This is a genomic window from Rhodococcus rhodochrous, assembly GCF_900187265.1.
Taxonomy (GTDB): Bacteria; Actinomycetota; Actinomycetes; order Mycobacteriales; family Mycobacteriaceae; genus Rhodococcus; species Rhodococcus rhodochrous.
The window spans coordinates 1,890,255-1,910,801 of sequence record NZ_LT906450.1 but is presented as its reverse complement, the minus strand read 5'-3'; the positions used below and the strand labels follow the sequence as shown (position 1 = coordinate 1,910,801).

Here is a 20,547-nt window from a genome sequence, read left to right as displayed (position 1 = left end):
CCGAGGACGGCAGCGACGAAATCGGCCACGGTCGCGATCAGGTGTTCGCAGTTGTCGACCACGATCAGCATGTGCTCGTCGCGGAGACGGTCGATGATCTTGTCCATCACAGGCCTGGTGGACTGGTCGGTCACCCCCAGAGCGGCCGCTGCAGCCGAGGGAACGGACTCCGGATCCCGCACCACCGCCAGATCGATCCAGCGGAACGAATCGCGGAACGCACGCGAGGTGCGCACCGCCAGTTCCTCCGCCACCCGGGTCTTTCCCACACCACCCGGACCGAGGATCGTCAGCAACCGGGTCCGCTGGAGACACGACCGGGCCTCGTCGATCTCGCGACGGCGACCGATGAAGGTCGTCACCGAACGGGTGGGCCCCGGGGTGCGGGGTGGTGCAGATTCCGGCAGGGCAGATTCCATCGTCACGCTTCTCAGAGATAGTGGGCCCAACATACCCGGGTGGTCGTGTGACGGCCAACACAGGTAACCAATGGGGTAATTCACCCCGCGTCCTCGTGTGTGATCCACGTCATCGTCGATGCAGACCTCCGGTTCGACGCCGGAGCGACATCCCCGATACCGAGGAGCCAGGACAGATGACCACTTCCTCCACCACCCCCGACACCGACGTCGTCGTCGTAGGAGCCGGATTCGCCGGCCTGTACGCGCTGCACAGACTGCGCGACCGGATGAACATGTCCGTGCGGGTCTTCGAGGCCGGCGACGATGTGGGTGGCACCTGGTACTGGAACCGCTATCCCGGCGCCCGCTGCGACATCGAGTCGATCCACTACTCGTACTCGTTCGACGAGGACCTGCAGCAGGAGTGGCAGTGGAGCGAGAAGTTCGCCGGGCAGCCGGAGATCCTCCGCTACCTGAACCATGTGGCCGACCGCTTCGACCTGCGGAAGGGAATCACATTCGGCACTCGGGTGATCGGTGTGCACTGGGACGACGAGAACTCGTGGTGGACGGTCCGCACCGACACCGGCGAGACCGTGACGGCCCGGTGGTTCATCTCCGGCGCCGGCAACCTCTCGGTTCCCAAGAAGCCCGAGTTCGGAGGCATCGACAACTTCCGCGGGCAGGTGCTGCTGACCGGGAACTGGCCGCACGAGCCCGTCGACTTCACCGGCAGGCGCGTCGCGATCATCGGCACCGGTGCCAGTGGGATCCAGGCGATCCCACTGATCGCGCAGCAGGCCGCGGAACTGGTGGTATTCCAGCGCACACCCCAGTTCGCCACCCCGCTCGGGAACGGTCCGCTCGACCCGCAGGTGCTGGACGAGGCCAAGCAGGTCTACCCCGAACTGAGAGAGGCCGCACGCAACCACTTCCTGGGTGTTCCGTTCGACCAGGTCCGGCCGTCGGCGCTCGCCGTCGATGCCGAGGAGCGTCGGCGGGTGTTCGACGAACGCTGGAACGCGGGTGGGTTCCGCCTGTTCATCGACAGTTTCCAGGACATCCTCTTCGACCGGAAGGCCAACGACACCGCCGCCGAGTACATCCGCGAGCGGATCCGTGAACGGGTGCAGGACCCGGCCAAGGCCGACAAGCTCGCACCCCGGGGATACGCCTACGCCACGAAACGTCCGCCGCTCGAGACGAACTACTACGAGGCCTACAACCGCGACAACGTGCACCTCGTCGATGTGAAGAGCACCCCGATCAGCGAGATCACCGAGACCGGTGTGCGCGTCGGCGACCGCACCTACGAGGTCGACACCATCGTGCTCGCGACCGGCTTCGACGCCATGACCGGACCGCTCATGGCCATGGACATCCGCGGACGCAACGGTGTGCGCCTGGCCGACAGGTGGGCGCACGGACCGCGCACCTATCTCGGCATCATGAGCAACGAGTTCCCCAATCTGTTCACGATCACCGGACCTCAGTCACCCTCGGTGCTCTACAACATGCCGCTGGCGATCGAGGACCACGTCGACTTCGCGACCGACGCGATCGCGTATCTGCGCGCACACGATCTCGACGTCATCGAACCCACCGCCGAGGCCGAAGCCGACTGGGTGCGCACCACCACCGAGATCGCCGAGCAGACGCTGCTGCCGCAGACCGACTCGTGGTACATGGGCGCGAACATCCCCGGTAAACCGCGTGCCTGCATGGTCTACCTCGGCGGCGCCCCGACCTACCGGCAGGTCTGCGCCGAGGTCGTCGACGGCGGTTACGTCGGCTTCGACCTGGCCCCGGCGCGAGCCACCGTCCCGGCCGCCTCGTAGGGCACCGAACTCCCCATCACTCGGAAGGACAGCACCCATGGCACTCGACGAGCACGCCGCAGGCCTCATCACAGGACTTCGGCAGCAGGGATTCACCTCGTTCTCGCAGATGACGGTCGATCAGGTCCGCGCGACGATCGCGACCTTCACCGACCTCCAACTCCCACCGCAGGACGTCGCTCGCGTCGACGAGACCCACTACGAGAGCGACGGCGTCGATCTCCCCCTGCGGATCTATACCCCCGGGGCGGACACCGGACCGCAGCCGGTGGTGCTCTACTTCCACGGCGGCGGGTTCGTCGCGGGCGACCTCACCGTCGTGGACGAACCGGCCCGGGCGGTCGCCCTGGCGACCGGAGCCACCGTGGTGACCGCGGGATACCGGCTGGCGCCGGAACATCCGTTCCCCGCAGCGGCCGACGACGCGTGGGCTGCGTTGCAGTGGGTCACCGCCCACATCGCCGAGTACGGCGGCGACCCGCACAACCTGGTGGTGATGGGCGACAGCGCCGGGGGCAACCTCGCAGCCGGAGTCGCGTTGCGGGCTCGTGACGAAGGCGCACCGGTGCTGCGCGGACAGGTGCTGATCTATCCGGCGCTCGACCGCGCTGCCGACCTGCCCTCGCGCCGCGAGTTCGCCGAGGGGTACATCGTCACCGCCGCCGACATGGACTGGTTCCTCGACCGGTACTTCACCTCACCCGGGGACGCGGAGACGCCCTATGCGCTGCCCGCACGCGCAGCCGATGTGGACGCCCTGCCACCGACCCTGGTGCTCACCACCGAGAACGAGGTGCTCCGCGACGAAGGTGAGTTCTACGGACGGCGGCTGCGCGAAGCCGGCGTGGACGTGACGATCCGCCGGTTCGACGGGCTCGTGCACGGCGCGTTCTGGATGTCGGGCGCGGTGCCGCGCAGCGGCGAGATGCGCGACGAGGTGGCGAAGTTCGTCACCCGCACCATCTCGGGCGTCCCCACCCGGTAGGAACTCGATCCGCTATTCCGCGGGAGGGGCCGAGCGACGATCCGACGTCGCCGGCCCTTCTCCGCTTTCCTCGCCGTCGCGCGCCGCACGCTCGTCGTCGTCGCGCGCCGCGCGGGCGGCCTCGCGCATCTCGATCGCGTCGGTGATCAGTTCGCCGATCTCGCGGGTGACGTCCCGGACCGCTCCGGTGATGATCCCCGCGATCGCGCCGACGTGGGTGGCCGCCGACTCGGTGACCTCCTGGATCGTGTCCTTGTTACGCTCGAATCTTCCCACCATGTTCGACCCCCTCGATCGTGTCGTCCGCGAGGGTACCCGCATCGTCGAGCCGGCGATCGGTGGAGCGGTGACGTTGGATGATCACCTGCGACTCGGGTTCGGGCGCGAGCCAACCGGGCGGGAGGGCGAACTTGAAGATCTTCTTCCAGACCGACGTCACCTGGGCTGTGAGGCCACCGGTGTTGTACGGAAGTCCGTGCTTCTCGCACAGTTCCCTGACCTTCGGAGCGAGCTCCGGATAGCGGTGTGCCGGCAGGTCGGGGAACAGGTGGTGCTCGATCTGGTGCGACAGGTTGCCGGACATGATGTGGAACAACGGTGAGCCGGTGATATTCGCGCTGCCCAGCATCTGCCGGACGTACCACTCACCACGGGTCTCCTCGGCGGTCTCCTCCTCGGTGAAGGACTGCACGCCGGACGGGAAGTGACCACAGAAGATGATCGAATACGCCCACACGTTGCGCACCAGGTTGGCGGTGACGTTGCCGAGCAGGGTCGGAACGAACATCGGACCGCTCAATAGCGGGAACGCGATGTAGTCCTTGACCACCTGACGGCCGGCCTTGTGCCACCAGCCCTTCGAGATCGGGATCACGTCGCGCCACGACCGCTTGCCTGCGACGATCCGGTCGACCTCGGCGTCGTGCATCATCACGCCCCACTCGAACAGGAACATGAGTGCAGTCGCGTAGACCGGGTTGCCGAGATAGTAGGGATGCCACTTCTGGGCAGGGTCCATGCGCAGGATCCCGTATCCGATGTCACGATCCTGACCGAGGATGTTGGTATAGGTGTGGTGCACGTAGTTGTGCGAGTGCCGCCACTGGTCCGACGGGCACACCGTGTCCCATTCGAAGACACGGGAATTCAGCGACGGTTCGCGCATCCAGTCGTACTGACCGTGCATCACGTTGTGCCCGATCTCCATGTTGTCGAGGATCTTCGACACACTCAGCGCCGCCACACCGGCGACCCATGCGGGCGGGAGGAATCCGACGAAGAGCAGACCGCGGCCGGCGATCTCGAATCCGCGCTGTGCCTTGATGATCCGGTAGAGATACTCGCGGTCCTCGTCACCGAGGGATGCGAGCGTCTGCTCCCGCAGTGCGTCGAGTTCACGGCCGATCTCCTCGACACTGTCGCAGTCGAGGACGAGCGGTTCGTTCTCGGCCGAAGAACTGCGGCCGGACAGGAAGGGCAGAAAGGGAACGGTGGGTAGGGACAATCCGAACATGATGTCCTCCAATGGTTTCGGTGGTGTCGCCGGACGGCCGGTTCAGAGTTCGACGGCGACGTCGCCGACCGGGGCGTTGACACAGATCTGGATGCGGCGGCCCGGCTCCGAATCGACGTCGCCGGTACGCACGTCGCGCGTGCACCCCGACAGCCGGACGGCGGTGCAGCTGTGGCAGATGCCCATGCGGCATCCGTGTTCGGGCGTGAGACCGGCCGCTTCGGCCTGTTCGAGCAGCGTCGACCCGGTGTTCTCGGCAACGACGCCGGATTCGGCGAAGGAGATCTCGCCGCCGGCATCGTCCGTCGACACGACCGGTGGTGCGAGGACGAATTCCTCGGTGTTCACCATCGTCTCGGCGCCCCGTTCGGCGTAGACCTCGCGGATGCTCGCGACCATCTCGGCCGGACCGCACACGAAGGTGGGCGTGTCGGCGTACCAGGGCGCGACGGCCGCGAGGTGGCTGCGGTCGAACCGCCCCTGCAGCAACCCGTCGTCGGAGCGGGTGTGGGCGTGGACGATCTCGATGTTGGGGCGGTCGGCGAGCGCCTCGAGTTCGGCGCGGCGCGGAACGTGACCCGGGGTGCGGGTGTAGTAGAGCAGGACCGCGGACCCGTCGTACCCCTCGGCGACGAGACCGGACAGCATCGACAGCACGGGCGTCAGCCCGGAGCCCGCGGCGACGAACAGCAGGCGTCGAGGGCGTGGGCTCGGCAGCACGAACTCGCCTGCGGGAGAACCGAGTTCGACGACATCTCCGAGCTGCGCACGGTCGTGGAGGTGGCGCGAGACGGTGCCCTCGGAATGCCTGCCGATGGTGAACCGCAGGTCGGGCCTGCGCTTCGACCCCGCGTCGACGAGCGTCGGCGAGTAGCAGCGCGTGTGCCGCACGCCGTCGACGCGGACCGACACGGTCACGTACTGTCCGGGAAGGGGTCGGCACGGCTGCGCGGGCCGCACCGTGACCGTGAGCGAGTCGGTGGCACTTCGGTCCACATCTGTAATCCGGGCGTAGTTCGCCGACGTGACGAGAAGTGGGTCGGCGAGTTCCAGGTAGCGGTCCGGGTGATGCGGATAGGACAGCATCCCGAGTGCTCCTACCAGGAGTTTCCGCAACGAACCCGAGCGCGGGACGGGTGTCGGACGGTCGCGCACGATCATGTCTGTCCGCCTTTCGGTAGACCTCTGCGTGCTCAGTGAACGAATGTGCACTGAAATCAGTGTGACAGTCGGACACACCTGTCTGTCAACCCCGATGTGACCGCAGACACAGATGACCGGACACCGCCCGGAACGTCGTGCCTAGACTCGGGGGGTGTCCACCGCTTCCGTACCCCCGCCGACCACCCGCGCCGAACGCAAGGAACGCACACGTCAGGCGCTTCTCGACGCCGCCCTCGAACTGTCCGCCGACCGGGGACTCGGCGGGGTGAGCCTGCGGGAGGTGGCCCGCAGCGCGGGCATCGTGCCCACCGCGTTCTACCGGCACTTCTCGTCCATGGACGAGCTCGGTGTCACTCTCGCCGCCGACACGATGCGGGTGCTGCGGCGCCTGCTGCGCGACGCGCGTCGAACACCCGGCCCGGCAGGGGCGCGGCAATCGCTCGACGTGCTGGTCCAGCAGGTACGGGCTCACAAGGCTGCCTTCCGGTTCCTGGCACGCGAACGCCACGGCGGCGTTCCCGAGGTGGCCGCCGCGATCTCCGTCGAGCTGCGCCTGCTGACCAGCGAGCTCGCCGCCGACCTGGGTCGCTCCCCGGGCCTCGAGGACTGGGATTTCGACGATCTCGAGATGGCCGCCGACCTGCTGGTGACCGCGATGCTCGATTTCGTCCTCGACCTGCTCGCCGTCGAACGTCCCGGCAGCGCGCAGGAGGCGGAGGTCGTCACCCGCGCGGAGAAACAGATGCGTCTGATCCTGCTGGGTGCGGCGGCATGGCGGCCGCGACGGACGTCCGGCGACCGGTGACAGGCCGGCGCGACGCCGGTTCGCCGAGGTGGACGGGAAATCCTGTCGCAGACACTCCCCTTCCGTAACGTGGTTCCCATGGCATCGACCGAACCCGCCACCTACGACGACCTGACCTTCGACGTGCGCGTGGCGGGTCCGAGGGACGGCACGCCCGTCGTGCTCCTGCACGGCTTCCCCGAGACATCACGCAGCTGGACGCCGGTGGCGCGACTGCTCGTCGAGCGCGGTTTCCGCGTGATCGCCCCCGACCAGCGCGGATACTCCCCCGGTGCCCGGCCGACCGGTGTCGAGCACTACGGGGTGCCGGCGCTCGCCGGTGATGTCCTCGGCCTGCTCGACGAGTTCGGGCTCGATCGCGTCCACCTCGTCGGGCACGACTGGGGCGCCGCTGTGGCGTGGTACTTCGCCGCGCACAATCCCGACCGCGTCTCGGCGTTGACCGCGGTCTCGGTCCCCCACCTTGCTGCCTACGGCTGGGCGTTGCGGGAGGACGCCGACCAGCGCGAGCGCTCCTCCTACATCGGCCTGTTCCGCCAGGAGGGCAAGGCGGAGGAGCTCCTCCTCGCCGACGACGCGCGGCGCCTGCGGGCGATGTTCACCTCTGCCGTCGACCACGACTCGGTCGACCACTACGTCGCCGCCATGTCCGCGCCGGGCGCTCTGACCGCTGCCCTGAACTGGTATCGCGCCATGACACGGGATCTCGATTCGACTCCCCCGGTCCGCGTCCCGACGACCTACATCTGGAGCACCGCCGACATGGCGATCGGCCGCGCCGGCGCCGAACGGTGTGGCGAATTCGTCGACGCCGAGTACGACTTCGTGGTCCTGCCCGACGTCTCGCACTGGATCCCGGAGGAGGCGCCGGACGAGATCGCGAACGCCGTCACGCGGCGGCGGAACGGCTGAGAGCCCGCCCACCGCGGCTTCCGTCAGCCCACGACCGGGGCGAGCAGCACTTCGAGTTCGGCGACGACCGCATCGAGCGGAGCCGGGCTGCGCTGCGCCTGGGCCACGACCAGTGCGCCCTCCAGTGCGGCGATGACCAGGTTCGCCAACGACCGCGCACGCTCCGCGCCGACGCCGTCGGCCACCAGGGACCGCGCGACGACGTCGACGAAGGTGTCGAAGGCCTCCCCGGCCCGTGCGCGCGCCCGCGGTTCGGTCCCGAGACCGGCGGCCACCACCGGGCATCCCGCGACATAGTCGGTGGCCACGAGACCCTCACGCCACAGGTCGACGACGGCGCGCACCGTGTCCACCACACCGAGACCGTCGACCTTCGCCGTCAGCGACCGCTCGATCCGGCTCGCGGCCTGGTCCGTGGCCTCTTCGACGAGTTGCGCCTTGCCGCCGGGAAAGTGGTGGTAGATGGAACCGCGCGGCGCACCGCTGTGTTCGAGGACGTCCCGGAACGACGTGGCCGCGACCCCTCGTTCGCTCATCAGCGCGATCGCGCTGGCGATCATCGCCGCGCGCGGTCCGTCCCGTCGTTCTGCAGCGCTCACCCGTTCCTCCGGCAGTGGTGGTTGTCCCCCATATTCTATGTATGTTGTCGTACGGATCCGATCTTGCGCGACACCATTTTCCGAGGAGACCCTGCCATGACCGACGTCTCGGTGACCACTCACGTCTTCGACGCTGCCGTCGACCTGTTCGAGGTCCGGGACGATCACACCGAAGGGCACACGCACCCCGCCTACGCGAACATGGTCGGCCCGTTCGGCGGTATCACCGCCGCGACCCTCCTCCGCGCGGTCGAACGACACCCGGATGTCCTCGGCATGCCGCTGTCCCTGACCGTCAACTACGCCGGCCCCATCGCCGACGGCCCGTTCGACATCGCGGTGCGCCCGGTGCGCACGAATCGGACCACCCAGCACTGGTCGATCGAGCTGTCGCAGGGCGGTGAGGTCACCACCACGGCGACAGCCGTCTTCGGTCTTCGTCGCCCCACCTGGTCGTCGACCGAACTGCAGGCACCGACCGCCCCGGCACCCGACTCGCTCGAGCCGACACCTCTGCCCGACTACATCGCGTGGGCACGCAACTACGAGATGAGGTACGCCGCGGGAGCCGTTCCCGAGGAGGGCAGCGCGGAGGTCGCCGACTCCACGTCGACACTGTGGGTCCGCGACGTCCCGTCGCGTCCGCTCGACTTCGCCTCGCTCACCGCGATGTGCGACATCTTCTATCCCCGCGCCTTCCTACGGCTGGGTCGAGTGCTGCCTGCCGGCACGGTCTCGATGACCGTCTACTTCCACGCGGACCCGGAGACCGTTGCCGCGCAATCCGACAGTCCCGTGCTCGCGACCGCACGTGCGAATCGTTTCGAACAGGGCTTCTTCGACCAGAGCGCACATCTGTGGGGACGCGACGGCATCCTGCTCGCGACCTCGCACCAGATCGTCTATTTCAAGGCATGATCGCAGCGGTCGGTGCCCGGCCGACCCGAGCGGTCCGTGTTCGGCGCCCGCCCGCGTCACCGGCACACCTGTAGCCTCGGAAACATCTTCTCCCCGAATTGCGAGGTCCACTGTGACGATGCCGAGACTCCTCCGACGGTCGGGTGTCATCGCCTGCGCCGCAATCGCGTTCGCGACCGTGGGCACGGTCGCCTGCGCCGACACACAGGAGCCGGAAGCGGCCGCAGACTACGCGTCGTACGTCGCCCTGGGAGATTCGTTCACCTCCGGACCCGGAATCCCCCCGCAGACCGAAGGCGATCCGTGCGGGCGGTCGGCGAGCAACTACCCCACCCTCGTTGCGACCGATCTCGGCATCGAGGACTTCGTCGACGCCTCGTGCGGCGCCGCCACCTCCCTCGACTTCGCGATGCCGCAGACCACCTTCCGCGGCGCGACGGTGCCACCGCAGTACGACGCGCTGCGCCCCGACACCGAACTCGTCACCGTGGGTATCGGCGGCAACGACATCGGTCTCGTCCAGCTGGCGCTGGGATGCGTCAATCTCTCGGCGCCACCCGATGGTGCGTCGTGCGCGATCACGAACACCCCGGACGGCACCGACCGTGTCGACGCCGCCATCGAAGCCTTCGCGCCCGTCTACACCACGGTGATCGACGAGATCCGCCGGCGTTCCCCGGAGGCACGCATCGTGCTCGTCGGCTATCCCACCGGGATCCGCGACGGCGGGTGCTTCCCCGAGCAGCGGATCTGGCCCGACGATGCGACCTACCTGCAGGAGAAGATCGACCGGTTGAACACCGTCATGCGCGAGCAGGCCGAGGCCGCGGACGTGGACTACGTCGATCTGCGCGATTCGAGCCGCGACCACGACGCGTGCGCAGATCCGGAGACCCGGTGGATGGCCGGCCTGCAGCCGGCCGCCGGATCGATCCCGCTGCATCCGAACGCGGCCGGGCACCGCAACGCCGCCGATCAGGTGCTCGCCACGATCACCGACTGAGCCGGTTCACGCCTGCGCCGACGTCTCGGGAGCCCGCACGGCGAGCAACGACACCAGGCCCGCGCCGAGCACGATCAGCAACCCCACGATCCCCGCTCGGTCGGTGCCGAACCACCACGCGAAGAACCCGAACAGCGTCGGTGCCAGGAACGAGACCGCACGTCCCGTCGTCGCGTAGAGACCGAACATCTGCCCCTCCCGTCCCGGCGGGGTCAGGCGCGCCAGGAAGGTCCGCGCCGACGACTGGGCGGGACCGACGAACAGACACAGCACCAGGCCGAAGATCCAGAACATCGTCGGACCCGACACCACGAGCAGGACGATGCCGGTCGCGATCATCGCGACCAGCGAGCCCACGATGACCGCCTTGGGCCCGACCCGGTCGTCGACGCGTCCGGCCACCAGTGCGCCCACCGCGGAGACGACGTTCGCGGCGACACCGAAGATCAGCACGTCGCCCGCTCCGATCCCGTAGACCGTGACGGCGAGGACCGCCCCGAAGGTGAAGACGCCGGCGAGACCGTCCCGGAACAACGCCGACGCCCCGAGGTACCAGATGGTGCGACGGTCCGCCCGCCACAACTCCGTCAGGTCGCGCCACAGCACGCGGTAGGACTCGACGAAACCGGCGCGGCGGGCGACGTCGCCACGCGCGACCGGCTTCTCCGGGACGGCGAGCAGCACGGGCACGGCGAACACGGCGAACCACACGGCCGCGAACAGCGCGACGAGCCGGATGTTGGTGCCGTCCTCGGTGGGCACACCGAGGAATCCGCGGGTGTCGCCGTCGCCGGCGATGAACCCGGTGTAGCACAGCAGCAGGAGCACGATGCCACCGAAATAGCCCATCGCCCAACCGAAGCCCGACACCCGTCCGATGTCGTCCGGCGTCGACACCTGGCGCAGCATCGAGTTGTACGGGACCTGCGCGAGCTCGGACATCACGGATGCCACGCCGAGCAGGACCAGCCCGAGCCACAGATAGTGGTAGTCGTCGCGCACGAAGTACATCGCCGCCATCGCCGCGACGGTGACCGTGGTGAGGATGCCCAGCGACCATTTCCGTCGCCCGACTGCGTCGTACCGCTGGCCCGACACCGGCGCGGTCACGGCAATGACGAACCCGGCGATGCCGAGCGACCATCCGAGCCAGGTGCTCGCCGAGATCCCACCCGGCAGGTCGTCGCCGACCGCGTCGGTGAGATAGACGGAGAACACGAACGTCAGGATCACGGCGTTGAACGCCGCGGAACCCCAGTCCCACAGACCCCACGAGACGACCTGACGACGTGTCGTGGCCTCCCCGGCCCCGCTCGCCGTGTCCGTGAACGCATTCATGCCCCGGAGCCTAGGCTTCCGGAGCTGCGGTGGCATGGAACGACTCCGTCGCGCGGCACCGAACGACTCGGCCCCATGGCCGGGGCGGGCCCGGTCGCCGCTCCCGAGCCTGCCGCTACGCTGACCCACTGTGACTCTGCCGAATCCCCATCCCGATGCCCGTGCCGTCGTCACCGGAGCGTCCTCCGGCATCGGCGAGGCCCTCGCAACCGAACTCGCCGCCCGCGGCCACTCGCTGATCCTGGTCGCCCGTCGCGGAGAGGTGATGGAGGCCCTCGCCGAGACCCTGCGCGCGAAGCACGGCGTGACCGTCGAGGTGCGCGCCTGCGATCTGTCCGACCGCGACGCACGGACGCCGCTCGTCGACGAACTCGGACGTCGGCGCATCAGCATCCTGTGCAACAACGCCGGTATCGCCACCTTCGGCGCGGTCGCCGAGCTCGACGCGGCCTACGAGCGGGCACAGGTCGAGCTCAACGCCGTCGCCGTCCACGACCTCACCCTCGCGGTGCTGCCGCAGATGGTCGAGCGGAACTCCGGCGCGATCCTCATGGTGGGTTCGGCCGCAGGCAACATGCCGATCCCGAACAACGCCACCTACGCCGCGACGAAGGCGTTCGTCAACACCTTCTCCGAGTCCCTGCGCGGTGAGCTCAAGGGCACCGGCGTGCACATCACGCTGCTCGCCCCCGGCCCGGTGCGCACCGAGGAACCCGACCCGGCCGAGGCGTCGATCGTCGACAAGCTGGTCCCGGACTTCCTGTGGATCTCGAGCGAACACACCGCGAAGGTGTCGCTCGACGCGCTCGCTGCGAACCGGATGCGCATCGTGCCCGGTGTGATCAGCAAGGCCATGTCGGCTGCCGGTCAGTTCTCGCCGCGGTCCATCTCGGCCCCGATCGCCGGCGCGTTCTACAAGAAGCTCGGCGGCAGCTGACGGGCGACCGCCCAACGAATCGTTCCTTCACCGCCTTCGGCGGCGTCCTGTGCCGAAGAGGCTCCGGCCGATCTCCCGGCCGGCCGCGGACGCCGCCGAGCGGATGAAGCTGCGCACGGCTTCGCTGCCGAGCACCTGCTCCACGACCGACGCCCCGGCATCGTCCGGCGCCTGCGACGGCATGTCCGGGATCGGTTCGACGTCGGTGGCCCCGACCACCGACGCGGTGAGCTTCTCGTAGGCCGATTCCCGGTCGATGGTGCGGCCGTACTTCCCGTAGAGCGGGTTCGCTTGCGCCGACGCACGCATCGCGCTCTCCCCCACTGTGCCCATCAGCGAGCGCGGCGGTCGCAGACGCGTCCAGGCGACCGGTGTGGGGGCGCCCAGCTCGGACAGGACCGTCACGATCGCTTCCCCGGTCCCCAAACCGGTCAGAGCGTCGGCGAGGTCGTAGGCGTCGGTCTTCGGGAAGGTACGCACGACCTTCGCGAGCGCCGCCTCGTCCTCGGGGGTGAAGGCGCGCAATGCGTGCTGGATCCGCGCTCCCAGTTGTGAGAGCACGCTCCGGGGGATGTCGGTGGGCGACTGCGTACAGAAGACCACACCGACGCCCGTGGACCGGATGAGCTTCACGGTCTGTTCGATCTGTTGCAGGAACGCCTTCGACGCATCGGTGAAGAGCAGGTGCGCCTCGTCGAAGAAGAACACGAGCCGCGGTGTGTCGACGTCGCCGACCTCCGGTAGCGACTGGAACAGGTCGGCGAGCAACCACATCAGGAATGTCGAGAACAGCGCTGGTCGGGTGGCCTCGTCGCCGAACTCGAACAGGTTGATCGTGCCCTGACCGTCGATCACCCGCAGTAGGTCCTCGACCTCCAGTTCGGGTTCGCCGAAGAATCCGTCCCCACCCGCGTTCTCGAGGTTGACGACCGCGCGGAGGATGACGCCGGCGGTCGCGGGCGACACGGCGCCGAGATCGGCGAGTGCGTCGCGCCCTTCGTCGCTCGTCAGGTGCCGGATCACCTGCCGCAGGTCGGCGAGATCGAGCAGCGGCAGGCCGTGGCGGTCGGCCCAGTGGAAGATCAACGCGAGAGTGGACTCCTGAGTGGCGTTGAGCCCCAGCACCTTCGAGAGCAGGATCGGCCCGAACGAGGTGACGGTGGCGCGGACGGGGATACCGACCCCGTCGGTACCGAGCGAGTAGAAGGCCACGGGATGCCCCGTGGGCGTCCAGTCCTCGTCGCCGGTGTCGGCCGCGCGGTTGAGCACCGCATCGTCGGGCTCGCCGGCGGCCGACAGGCCCGACAGGTCGGACTTCACGTCGGCCATCACCACCGGCACCCCCGCCGCCGACAGTTGTTCCGCCATGACCTGCAGCGTCTTGGTCTTGCCCGTGCCGGTCGCACCGGCGACCAGCGCGTGACGATTCAGAGTGGCGAGCGGGATGCGCACCGGCGCGTCGGGATCGGCGACGCCGTCGAGCACGACGGCGCCCAGTTCCAGCGCCTCGCCGATCACTTCGTACCCGGCCGCGATGGTCGCGGCGGTGATCTCCGGCTTGTCGGTCATGCTCGCCCCCTCCGGCCTCGACCTCGCCCACCGCGACGGTACCGGGCCGTCGAACCCACGGAAGAACCATTCTTATCGGATGCCAGAATTGTCGCATTACAGTGATTCCGCTCACAACAGCAGCGGCAAGGTTTCCCGGCTGGTACACCGCATTGACCTGCACGTTCCCTACGAGAATCTGTGCCGTCGACGACGTGAGGATCGTTCGCAAAAACAACGACGTGTGCTAGCAACGAACTACGCGACATATTCCACGAACACAGGAGAAACACATTGACGCCCAAGATCGCCATTCTCGGAGCAGGTCCCAGTGGACTCGCACAGCTGCGTGCTTTCGAAGCAGCCCGAAAGGCCGGTCTGGAGCAGATCCCCGACATCGTCTGCTACGAGAAGCAGCCCGATTGGGGAGGAATGTGGAACTACACCTGGCGCACGGGACTCGACGAGCACGGTGAGCCCGTCCACGGGAGCATGTACCGCTACCTGTGGTCCAACGGCCCGAAGGAATGCCTCGAATTCGCCGACTACTCCTTCGAGGAGCACTTCGGACGCCCCATCCCGTCGTACCCGCCGCGCGCCGTCCTGCTCGACTACATCATGGGTCGCGTCGAGAAGAGCGACGTGCGCAAGTACATCCGGTTCAACACTGCAGTGCGGTGGGTCGAGTGGTCCGACGAGACGCAGAAGTTCACCGTGACGGTGATGAACCACGACCGGGGCGCGCTGGAGTCCGACGAGTTCGACCACGTCGTCGTCGCCACCGGACACTTCTCCACCCCGCAGGTCCCCCACTTCGACGGTCTCGACCGGTTCCCCGGACGTGTGTTGCACGCCCACGACTTCCGTGACGCCCGCGAGTTCACCGGCAAGCGACTGCTGCTCGTCGGCAGCAGCTACTCGGCCGAGGACATCGGAACGCAGTGCATCAAGTACGGCGCCGAACAGGTCACCTTCAGCTACCGCAGCGCACCGATGGGTCACGACTGGCCCGAGCAGTTCTCCGAGGTGCCGTTGCTCACCCATGTCGACGGCAAGGTCGCCCACTTCCGTGACGGCAGCACCCGCGAGGTCGACGCCATCGTGCTGTGCACGGGGTACAAGCACCACTACCCGTTCCTGCCCGACGAACTCGCACTGCGCACCAACAACCGGCTCTACCCGCGCGACATCTACAAGGGCATCTTCTTCCAGCGCAACCCGAAGCTGATGTACCTCGGTGCGCAGGACCAGTACTTCACGTTCAACATGTTCGACGCCCAGGCCTGGTACGCACGCGACTTCATGCTCGGCCGTGTCGACCTGCCCGACTGCGACACCCGCGAGCAGGACATCGACCACTGGCGGGCACGTGAGGAGAAGCTGTCGTCGCCGGTGGAGGAAATCGACTTCCAGGCCGCGTACATCCGCGATCTCGTCGACCGCACCGATTACCCCGAGTTCCACGTCGAACGCCAGGGGGAGGTGTTCAAGCAGTGGAAACAGGACAAGAAGCGCGACATCATGGGCTACCGCAACAACAGTTACCCCTCGACGCTCACCGGAACCGTCGCTCCGCCGCTGCCGGCACCGTGGATGGAGATCCTCGACGACTCCCCCGAGTCCTTCCTGCGGCACGACTTCACCGCTCCGGACGCGGCCGCGGAGCGCGGGTCCACCGCCACCGAAGTGAGCACAGAGGGCCGGACCCTCGACCGGCAGCACACCCCGGCGGCACGTCGTCCCACCCGCCCGGCCGCGCCGCGCACCGTCGCCGTGAAGGCATGACGGTGCACATTTCGTCCCGGACCGTCGACGCCGCGCCTCGTGGGTGCGGCGTCGATGGATAGTCTGTCTGTCGTGCAGGACAAACTGGTATGGATCGACTGTGAGATGACGGGGCTGCGTCTCGGCAGCGACAAACTGATCGAGATCGCGGCTCTGGTCACCGACAGTGATCTCAACGTGCTCGGCGAGGGCGTGGACATCGTGATCCACGCCGATGACGACGCCCTCGCCGACATGCCGGAGGTCGTGCAGCAGATGCACGAGCGGTCCGGCCTCACCGAAGAGGTGCGCCGCTCGACGGTCAGCCTCGCCGAAGCGGAGAAACAGGTCCTCGCGTACATCCGCGAGCACGTCACCGAGGCGGGCACGGCGCCGCTGGCCGGCAACTCCATCGCGACCGACCGCGCGTTCATCACCCGCGACATGCCCGAGCTCGACAACTACCTGCACTACCGCATGGTGGACGTCAGCTCGATCAAGGAGCTGTGCCGGCGCTGGTATCCGCGCATCTACTTCGGTCAGCCGGAGAAGGGCCTGTCGCACCGGGCACTCGCGGACATCAAGGAGTCGATCCGCGAACTGCGTTACTACCGGCGCACGGCCTTCGTGGCACCTCCCGGCCCCACTCCGGCCGATCTTGCAGCCGTCGTGAAGGACCTGGGACCGGCCTGACCAGCCGATTCGTCTTTTTCGTCTTCGTCAGGCTAGTATCTGTACCGCAGGCGCAAGCGACCGAGAGGTTGCCGGCGAATGCGATGGTGAGTGTAGTTCAGTTGGTAGAGCACCAGGTTGTGATCCTGGCTGTCGCGGGTTCGAGTCCCGTCACTCACCCCGAAGAGAGCCCCCGATCGGATTTCCGATCGGGGGTTTTCTCGTTCCCGGAAGAATTCTCACGCACAGCGGTTCCTCACACGCAGGGCTCCTCACGCGCAAGGCTCCTCGCGCGCTGAACCGGGGTTCGCCGCCGCTGCAGCGCGCGCAAGGCCCGGTTCGGGGCGCGAAGGCCGGTCTATTCGAACGAGCGCGTCACGAAGGCGTCGACGTCGGCCCGGGAGCGCTCGACCGTTGTGTAGTGCCCGGCCACGTAGACGCGGTAGTCGACGTCTGCCCCTGCGGCCTTCATGTCGGCGGCGAGCGCTGCGGACAACGGCAGCGGAACCATCACGTCGTGGATGCCGTGCGCGAGGAAGACCGGCCGGTCGTAGCCGTCCGCCGGGGCGGCGAGATAGTCGGCCAGCAGCGCCGGCATCGGCCCCTCGGCCAGCGGGCGCGCGAGCAGCTCCCCGACGGGGATGTCGCGCACCGATTCCTCGAGATCGTCGTAGCAGAGCTCCTCGGCCCGATCGACGACCTCACGGCCGGTCGGGGTCAGGTAGCCCTCGACGTCGACCTCGGGGTAGGCGTCGCGCAACCCTGCGAAGATGTACCCGCTGAAGCTGACGAGGCCCCACAGTCCCGGATCGGGGAAGCCCGGGACGCCGATCGTGAAGGCCCGTTCGAGGTTCGCCGGGGCACCCGTCGCGACCGTTCCGCGGAAGTCGAGTTCGGGAGCGCGGGAGGTCGCGATCGCGGCGGTGTGCAGCGCCGCGTGTCCTCCCTGCGACTGCCCCATCACGATCCAGCGCTCCGACAGCGGCGCCCCACCGTCGCGGGCGGCCCGGACGATGTCGACGATGCTGTTCGCGGCGCTGGGGCCGTCGAGATAGCGGTGGAGACCCTCGGAGCCCAGACCCGGGAAGTCGGCGGAGACGACCGCGTACCCGGAATCGAGCCAGTGCTGCAGATAGGTCCGCTCGAGATCGGAACGCGGCGTGCGGGTCGTGAGCGCGCAGTCGTCGCCCACGCCGGTCGTGCCGTGCGCCCACGCGATGACGGGCCAGCCACCCTCGGGGGCATCACCCTCGGGCAGGAACAACGCGCCCGTGGCGACGGTCGGCTCCCCCGACCGCCACTCGGTGGCGTACTCGAGCTTGGTGGCGGTGGCGGCACCGGGCAGCGACAGTTCGTCGGGCAGCGGCTGTTGCGAGATCACCGAACCCGGTGCCGGTGGGGTCGACGATGCGACCGGCGAGGCCGCAGCCCCTGCCGGTGTCAGCGCCGCGAGCAGCACGGCACCGCAGCAGGCAGCACGCAACCATCTCCCCCGAACGGCCATCGATCCCCCTTCACCCGTCATGCCGCAGCGTTGCCGGCCTTCCATGTCGACCACGGGATGTTCCAGTCACCGAGTCCGTCCGTTCCGGAGAGGGTGCCGCCCACGGTGTTGCGGACCACGACGATGTCGCCGCGCTTGGTGTTGTCGAAGATCCACTTGGCGTTGGCGGGGCTGAGGTTCAGGCAACCGTGGCTGACGTTGCGCACGCCCTGGTCGCCGAGCGACCACGGCGCGGAGTGGAAGAAGATGCCGCTGTAGGACATCCGCGTGGCCCACTCGACCGGCGTACGGTAGCCCTGCGCCGAGTCGGCGGGGACCCCGTAGGTGGACGAGTCCATGATCATGTCCGCGAACCGGTCGCCGATGATGTAGACGCCGTTCGGGGTGGGCGAGGAATCCTTGCCGAAGGAGGTCGGCATCGTGATGACGTCGACGCCGTTGCGGTTGACGGTGACCTGCTTGGTCGCATCGTCCGCAGTGATGACCACCGCATCGCCGATGGTGAAGGAGGAGTGGACGTCGGACTGGCCGAAGAGACCGTCGCCGAGATCCTTGCCGTAGACGTTCACGTCGACCGTGATGGCGGTGCCGGGCACCCAGTAGTTCTCCGGCCGCCACCGCACCTCGCGGTTGTTGACCCAGTAGAAGGCGCCCTCGACGGGCGGGTTCGTGGTGACGGTGATGGCCGCCTCGGCCGCGAGCCGATCCGGGATGTTCTCGTCGAACTGCACGGCGATCGGCTGGCCGATACCCACGATCGAACCCTCACCGGGCAACACGTAGGGCTGGGTGAGATTGGCCGGCGACGAGGTGGTGAAGGCCGCCGTCGACGTGGTCGCGCCGCCGAGCCCGTACGCGACGGTCTCGAGCGTGTAGGAGCGGTTGTAGCCGAGCGGTTCGGTGTTCACCCAGGTGAGTCCGTCGTCGGCGAGTTCGCCCTGCACCGGCTCCCCTGCAGGGTTGAGTAGGGTCACCGAGTCGAGCTTGCCGTTGACCACCGAGACCGTCACCGGGTCGATCGGCGAGAAGCCGACCGATCCGTCGGTGACACTCGACGACACCGTCGGCTTGATCAGCGCCGCCACGGGATTGGAATCGATGGGCACTTCTTCGGCGCCCGTTCCCGAACCGCCGGCGCATCCCGTGACGAACGCAACAACGCCGACGACGATCACTCCGAGGATTCCCCGTACCCGACGACCCCGGGGGTTCCCCGCACTCGACTCCGTCACTTCCATACTCCGATCCCGCCTCCCCCAAGGCACCGAAAACGCACGTCATAACACCGAACACGATGATGCCAGCCTCTCTTGCGGCCGACCCGACGCGACTCCCCCGTACGTCGGTAACGTTCGAATGACAATCGCTCCGACCGTCCGATCCGTTACATCCACAACCTTACAGAAAACATTCTGACCAGCCGATTTGGCGCGTCGCGCGACGGTGTGTAATGTTCTTCTCGTTGCTGGGACGGCATCCCGGGAACAGATCGTCAAGCGCCATTAGCTCAATTGGCAGAGCAGCTGACTCTTAATCAGCGGGTTCGGGGTTCGAGTCCCTGATGGCGCACAACACGAAGGCCGGACACCCAGTGTCCGGCCTTCGTTCTGGCGGTGACACCGTCCTCCGCGTCGCCCGGCGACGACCGGGAGACCCATCGCCACGCGCCATTAGCTCAATTGGCAGAGCAGCTGACTCTTAATCAGCGGGTTCGGGGTTCGAGTCCCTGATGGCGCACAACACGAAGGCCGGACACCGGAAACGGTGTCCGGCCTTCGTCGTTCGCGGCGGTTCCACCCCCCCGGAACGAGGAACACCCACGCCGGGTCGGCGTGGGTGCCCTGTGTGCAGCCGGGGATCAGCGCATGATCCTGCGCAGTACCAGCAATCCGACGACCGTGCCGGCCGCGATCGCCGCGTACTTCTTCACCTGCGGCTGGTTCACCTTCGCGAGGATGGTCTGCTTCGTGCTCGCCACCAGATTCTTCGGGTTGGCGCGGACGCTCAGTTCGTCGAGTGTGCTCGCGAGCTGATTGCGGGCCTTCTCGATCTCCCGCTCGATGTCCTCGGTGTCCCTAGCCACGTGTCCTCCAGAAGGTCGCTGCAGTGTGCTGCGACCACGGTAATGGACGCGCGCCGGGAATGGCTGCACGGTCCACTACTGTCGCCTCCATGACCGAGAACAGCAGACTCGCCCCCGGTGATCCCGCACCCGATTTCACCCTTCCCGATGCCGACGGCAACGAGGTGTCGCTGTCGGACTATCGCGGACGCAAGGTCATCGTGTACTTCTACCCCGCCGCGAGCACCCCGGGATGCACGAAGCAGGCGTGCGACTTCCGCGACAGTCTCGCCGAGCTGAACGAGGCAGGCCTCGAGGTGATCGGCATCTCGCCCGACAAGCCGGCCAAGCTCGCGAAGTTCCGCGACGCCGAACAGCTGACCTTCCCGCTGCTGTCGGATCCCGAGAAGACCACCCTCCAGGCGTGGGGCGCCTTCGGTGAGAAGAAGATGTACGGCAAGACCGTCACCGGCGTCATCCGCTCGACCTTCCTCGTCGACGAGGACGGCAGGATCGAGGTCGCGCAGTACAACGTCCGCGCGACCGGGCACGTGGCGAAGCTGCGCCGCGACCTGTCCGTCTGA

The 20,547-nt window shown here is 67.7% G+C and carries 19 protein-coding genes, 3 tRNA genes and 1 pseudogene; 13 read left to right on the top strand and 10 right to left on the bottom strand.

Translation table 11 applies throughout. The annotated features are described in order from the left end of the window. Window positions 1–23 precede the first annotated feature (23 nt). A pseudogene (locus CKW34_RS24840) lies at window positions 24–419 on the bottom strand (nSTAND1 domain-containing NTPase); the annotation flags it as partial. Window positions 420–595: 176 nt separating this feature from the next. Between CKW34_RS24840 and CKW34_RS08715 the strand changes: the two are divergent. Beyond that, the gene (locus CKW34_RS08715; RefSeq protein WP_059383936.1) at window positions 596–2,239 is read left to right on the top strand and encodes a flavin-containing monooxygenase; all 1,644 of its coding nucleotides are present in this window, start codon (window positions 596–598) and stop codon (window positions 2,237–2,239) included. Between the two features lie 37 nt (window positions 2,240–2,276). Then, a complete protein-coding gene (locus CKW34_RS08710) occupies window positions 2,277–3,224 on the top strand; it encodes an alpha/beta hydrolase (protein ID WP_059383937.1) in 948 nt (315 codons plus the stop codon). Between the two features lie 12 nt (window positions 3,225–3,236). Here CKW34_RS08710 and CKW34_RS08705 read toward each other — a convergent pair whose 3' ends face one another. Genes CKW34_RS08705 through CKW34_RS08695 form a run of 3 tightly spaced genes read right to left on the bottom strand, consistent with a single transcriptional unit; the run spans window position 3,237 to window position 5,898 of the window. After that, a complete protein-coding gene (locus CKW34_RS08705; protein ID WP_059383938.1) occupies window positions 3,237–3,503 on the bottom strand; it encodes a hypothetical protein in 267 nt (88 codons plus the stop codon). Beyond that, a complete protein-coding gene (locus CKW34_RS08700) occupies window positions 3,481–4,737 on the bottom strand; it encodes a fatty acid desaturase family protein (RefSeq protein ID WP_059383992.1) in 1,257 nt (418 codons plus the stop codon). Before CKW34_RS08700 ends, CKW34_RS08705 begins: the two co-directional genes overlap by 23 nt. A gap of 42 nt (window positions 4,738–4,779) precedes the next feature. Then, entirely contained in the window at window positions 4,780–5,898 is a 1,119-nt protein-coding gene (locus CKW34_RS08695) for a ferredoxin reductase (protein WP_059383939.1), read from the bottom strand. Between the two features lie 154 nt (window positions 5,899–6,052). Here CKW34_RS08695 and CKW34_RS08690 point away from each other — a divergent pair, with 154 nt between their 5' ends. Beyond that, window positions 6,053–6,706, top strand: coding sequence for a TetR family transcriptional regulator (locus CKW34_RS08690; protein WP_059383940.1), 654 nt, complete (start codon window positions 6,053–6,055; stop codon window positions 6,704–6,706). Window positions 6,707–6,784: 78 nt separating this feature from the next. Beyond that, window positions 6,785–7,618, top strand: coding sequence for an alpha/beta fold hydrolase (locus CKW34_RS08685; protein ID WP_059383941.1), 834 nt, complete (start codon window positions 6,785–6,787; stop codon window positions 7,616–7,618). A gap of 23 nt (window positions 7,619–7,641) precedes the next feature. Here CKW34_RS08685 and CKW34_RS08680 read toward each other — a convergent pair whose 3' ends face one another. Further along, entirely contained in the window at window positions 7,642–8,217 is a 576-nt protein-coding gene (locus CKW34_RS08680) for a TetR/AcrR family transcriptional regulator (RefSeq protein ID WP_436839758.1), read from the bottom strand. 96 nt (window positions 8,218–8,313) lie between these two features. On the opposite strand from CKW34_RS08680, the gene CKW34_RS08675 reads away from it, so the two are divergent. Together CKW34_RS08675 and CKW34_RS08670 are read left to right on the top strand one after the other, a co-directional pair. Then, window positions 8,314–9,135 (top strand): acyl-CoA thioesterase, encoded by an 822-nt coding sequence (locus tag CKW34_RS08675; RefSeq protein WP_059383943.1) that lies wholly within the window; start codon window positions 8,314–8,316, stop codon window positions 9,133–9,135. A gap of 112 nt (window positions 9,136–9,247) precedes the next feature. Continuing rightward, on the top strand, window positions 9,248–10,138 hold the full coding sequence (locus CKW34_RS08670) for an SGNH/GDSL hydrolase family protein (protein ID WP_059383944.1): 891 nt from the start codon (window positions 9,248–9,250) through the stop codon (window positions 10,136–10,138). Between the two features lie 6 nt (window positions 10,139–10,144). Here the strand turns inward: CKW34_RS08670 and CKW34_RS08665 are convergent, their stop codons facing one another. Beyond that, the gene (locus tag CKW34_RS08665; RefSeq protein ID WP_059383945.1) at window positions 10,145–11,476 is read right to left on the bottom strand and encodes an MFS transporter; all 1,332 of its coding nucleotides are present in this window, start codon (window positions 11,474–11,476) and stop codon (window positions 10,145–10,147) included. 130 nt (window positions 11,477–11,606) lie between these two features. Between CKW34_RS08665 and cmrA the strand changes: the two genes are divergently transcribed. Further along, entirely contained in the window at window positions 11,607–12,413 is an 807-nt protein-coding gene (gene cmrA / locus CKW34_RS08660; RefSeq protein ID WP_059383946.1) for a mycolate reductase, read from the top strand. Window positions 12,414–12,440: 27 nt separating this feature from the next. Here cmrA and CKW34_RS08655 read toward each other — a convergent pair whose 3' ends face one another. Continuing rightward, window positions 12,441–13,982 (bottom strand): helicase HerA-like domain-containing protein, encoded by a 1,542-nt coding sequence (locus CKW34_RS08655; protein ID WP_059383947.1) that lies wholly within the window; start codon window positions 13,980–13,982, stop codon window positions 12,441–12,443. 273 nt (window positions 13,983–14,255) lie between these two features. Between CKW34_RS08655 and CKW34_RS08650 the strand changes: the two genes are divergently transcribed. The 3 genes from CKW34_RS08650 to CKW34_RS08640 all read left to right on the top strand — a co-directional run bounded on the left by CKW34_RS08650 (window position 14,256) and on the right by CKW34_RS08640 (window position 16,577). Beyond that, entirely contained in the window at window positions 14,256–15,746 is a 1,491-nt protein-coding gene (locus CKW34_RS08650; protein WP_059383948.1) for a flavin-containing monooxygenase, read from the top strand. Window positions 15,747–15,818: 72 nt separating this feature from the next. Beyond that, window positions 15,819–16,418 (top strand): oligoribonuclease, encoded by a 600-nt coding sequence (orn, locus tag CKW34_RS08645; RefSeq protein ID WP_024100533.1) that lies wholly within the window; start codon window positions 15,819–15,821, stop codon window positions 16,416–16,418. Window positions 16,419–16,504: 86 nt separating this feature from the next. Continuing rightward, window positions 16,505–16,577: transfer RNA gene (locus CKW34_RS08640), tRNA-His, on the top strand. A 178-nt stretch (window positions 16,578–16,755) separates the two neighbouring features. Here the strand turns inward: CKW34_RS08640 and CKW34_RS08635 are convergent. Together CKW34_RS08635 and CKW34_RS08630 are read right to left on the bottom strand one after the other, a co-directional pair. After that, on the bottom strand, window positions 16,756–17,901 hold the full coding sequence (locus tag CKW34_RS08635) for a lipase family protein (protein WP_059383994.1): 1,146 nt from the start codon (window positions 17,899–17,901) through the stop codon (window positions 16,756–16,758). A gap of 17 nt (window positions 17,902–17,918) precedes the next feature. Next, the gene (locus CKW34_RS08630; RefSeq protein WP_179161674.1) at window positions 17,919–19,139 is read right to left on the bottom strand and encodes a L,D-transpeptidase; all 1,221 of its coding nucleotides are present in this window, start codon (window positions 19,137–19,139) and stop codon (window positions 17,919–17,921) included. Window positions 19,140–19,397: 258 nt separating this feature from the next. Between CKW34_RS08630 and CKW34_RS08625 the strand changes: the two genes are divergently transcribed. Together CKW34_RS08625 and CKW34_RS08620 are read left to right on the top strand one after the other, a co-directional pair. After that, window positions 19,398–19,470 (top strand) — tRNA-Lys (locus CKW34_RS08625). 95 nt (window positions 19,471–19,565) lie between these two features. Next, window positions 19,566–19,638 (top strand) — tRNA-Lys (locus CKW34_RS08620). A 121-nt stretch (window positions 19,639–19,759) separates the two neighbouring features. On the opposite strand, the gene CKW34_RS08615 is transcribed toward CKW34_RS08620, so the two are convergent. Then, window positions 19,760–19,984 carry a DUF3618 domain-containing protein gene (locus CKW34_RS08615; protein WP_059383949.1) on the bottom strand — a complete coding sequence of 75 codons (225 nt, stop codon included), beginning with the start codon at window positions 19,982–19,984 and terminating at the stop codon, window positions 19,760–19,762. An 89-nt stretch (window positions 19,985–20,073) separates the two neighbouring features. On the opposite strand from CKW34_RS08615, the gene bcp reads away from it, so the two are divergent. Next, complete coding sequence (bcp, locus tag CKW34_RS08610; RefSeq protein WP_059383950.1) at window positions 20,074–20,547, top strand: thioredoxin-dependent thiol peroxidase; 474 nt, start codon at window positions 20,074–20,076, stop codon at window positions 20,545–20,547.

Bases quoted from the DNA above. Each gene is read 5' to 3' on its own strand.
- CKW34_RS08665 (WP_059383945.1), bottom strand. From the start codon at position 11,476: ATGAATGCGTTCACGGACACGGCGAGCGGGGCCGGGGAGGCCACGACA.
- CKW34_RS08655 (WP_059383947.1), bottom strand. From the start codon at position 13,982: ATGACCGACAAGCCGGAGATCACCGCCGCGACCATCGCGGCCGGGTAC.
- CKW34_RS08700 (WP_059383992.1), bottom strand. From the start codon at position 4,737: ATGTTCGGATTGTCCCTACCCACCGTTCCCTTTCTGCCCTTCCTGTCC.
- CKW34_RS08705 (WP_059383938.1), bottom strand. From the start codon at position 3,503: ATGGTGGGAAGATTCGAGCGTAACAAGGACACGATCCAGGAGGTCACC.
- CKW34_RS08675 (WP_059383943.1), top strand. From the start codon at position 8,314: ATGACCGACGTCTCGGTGACCACTCACGTCTTCGACGCTGCCGTCGAC.
- CKW34_RS08685 (WP_059383941.1), top strand. From the start codon at position 6,785: ATGGCATCGACCGAACCCGCCACCTACGACGACCTGACCTTCGACGTG.
- bcp (WP_059383950.1), top strand. From the start codon at position 20,074: ATGACCGAGAACAGCAGACTCGCCCCCGGTGATCCCGCACCCGATTTC.
- CKW34_RS08635 (WP_059383994.1), bottom strand. From the start codon at position 17,901: ATGGCCGTTCGGGGGAGATGGTTGCGTGCTGCCTGCTGCGGTGCCGTG.
- CKW34_RS08710 (WP_059383937.1), top strand. From the start codon at position 2,277: ATGGCACTCGACGAGCACGCCGCAGGCCTCATCACAGGACTTCGGCAG.
- CKW34_RS08715 (WP_059383936.1), top strand. From the start codon at position 596: ATGACCACTTCCTCCACCACCCCCGACACCGACGTCGTCGTCGTAGGA.
- CKW34_RS08695 (WP_059383939.1), bottom strand. From the start codon at position 5,898: ATGATCGTGCGCGACCGTCCGACACCCGTCCCGCGCTCGGGTTCGTTG.
- CKW34_RS08630 (WP_179161674.1), bottom strand. From the start codon at position 19,139: ATGGAAGTGACGGAGTCGAGTGCGGGGAACCCCCGGGGTCGTCGGGTA.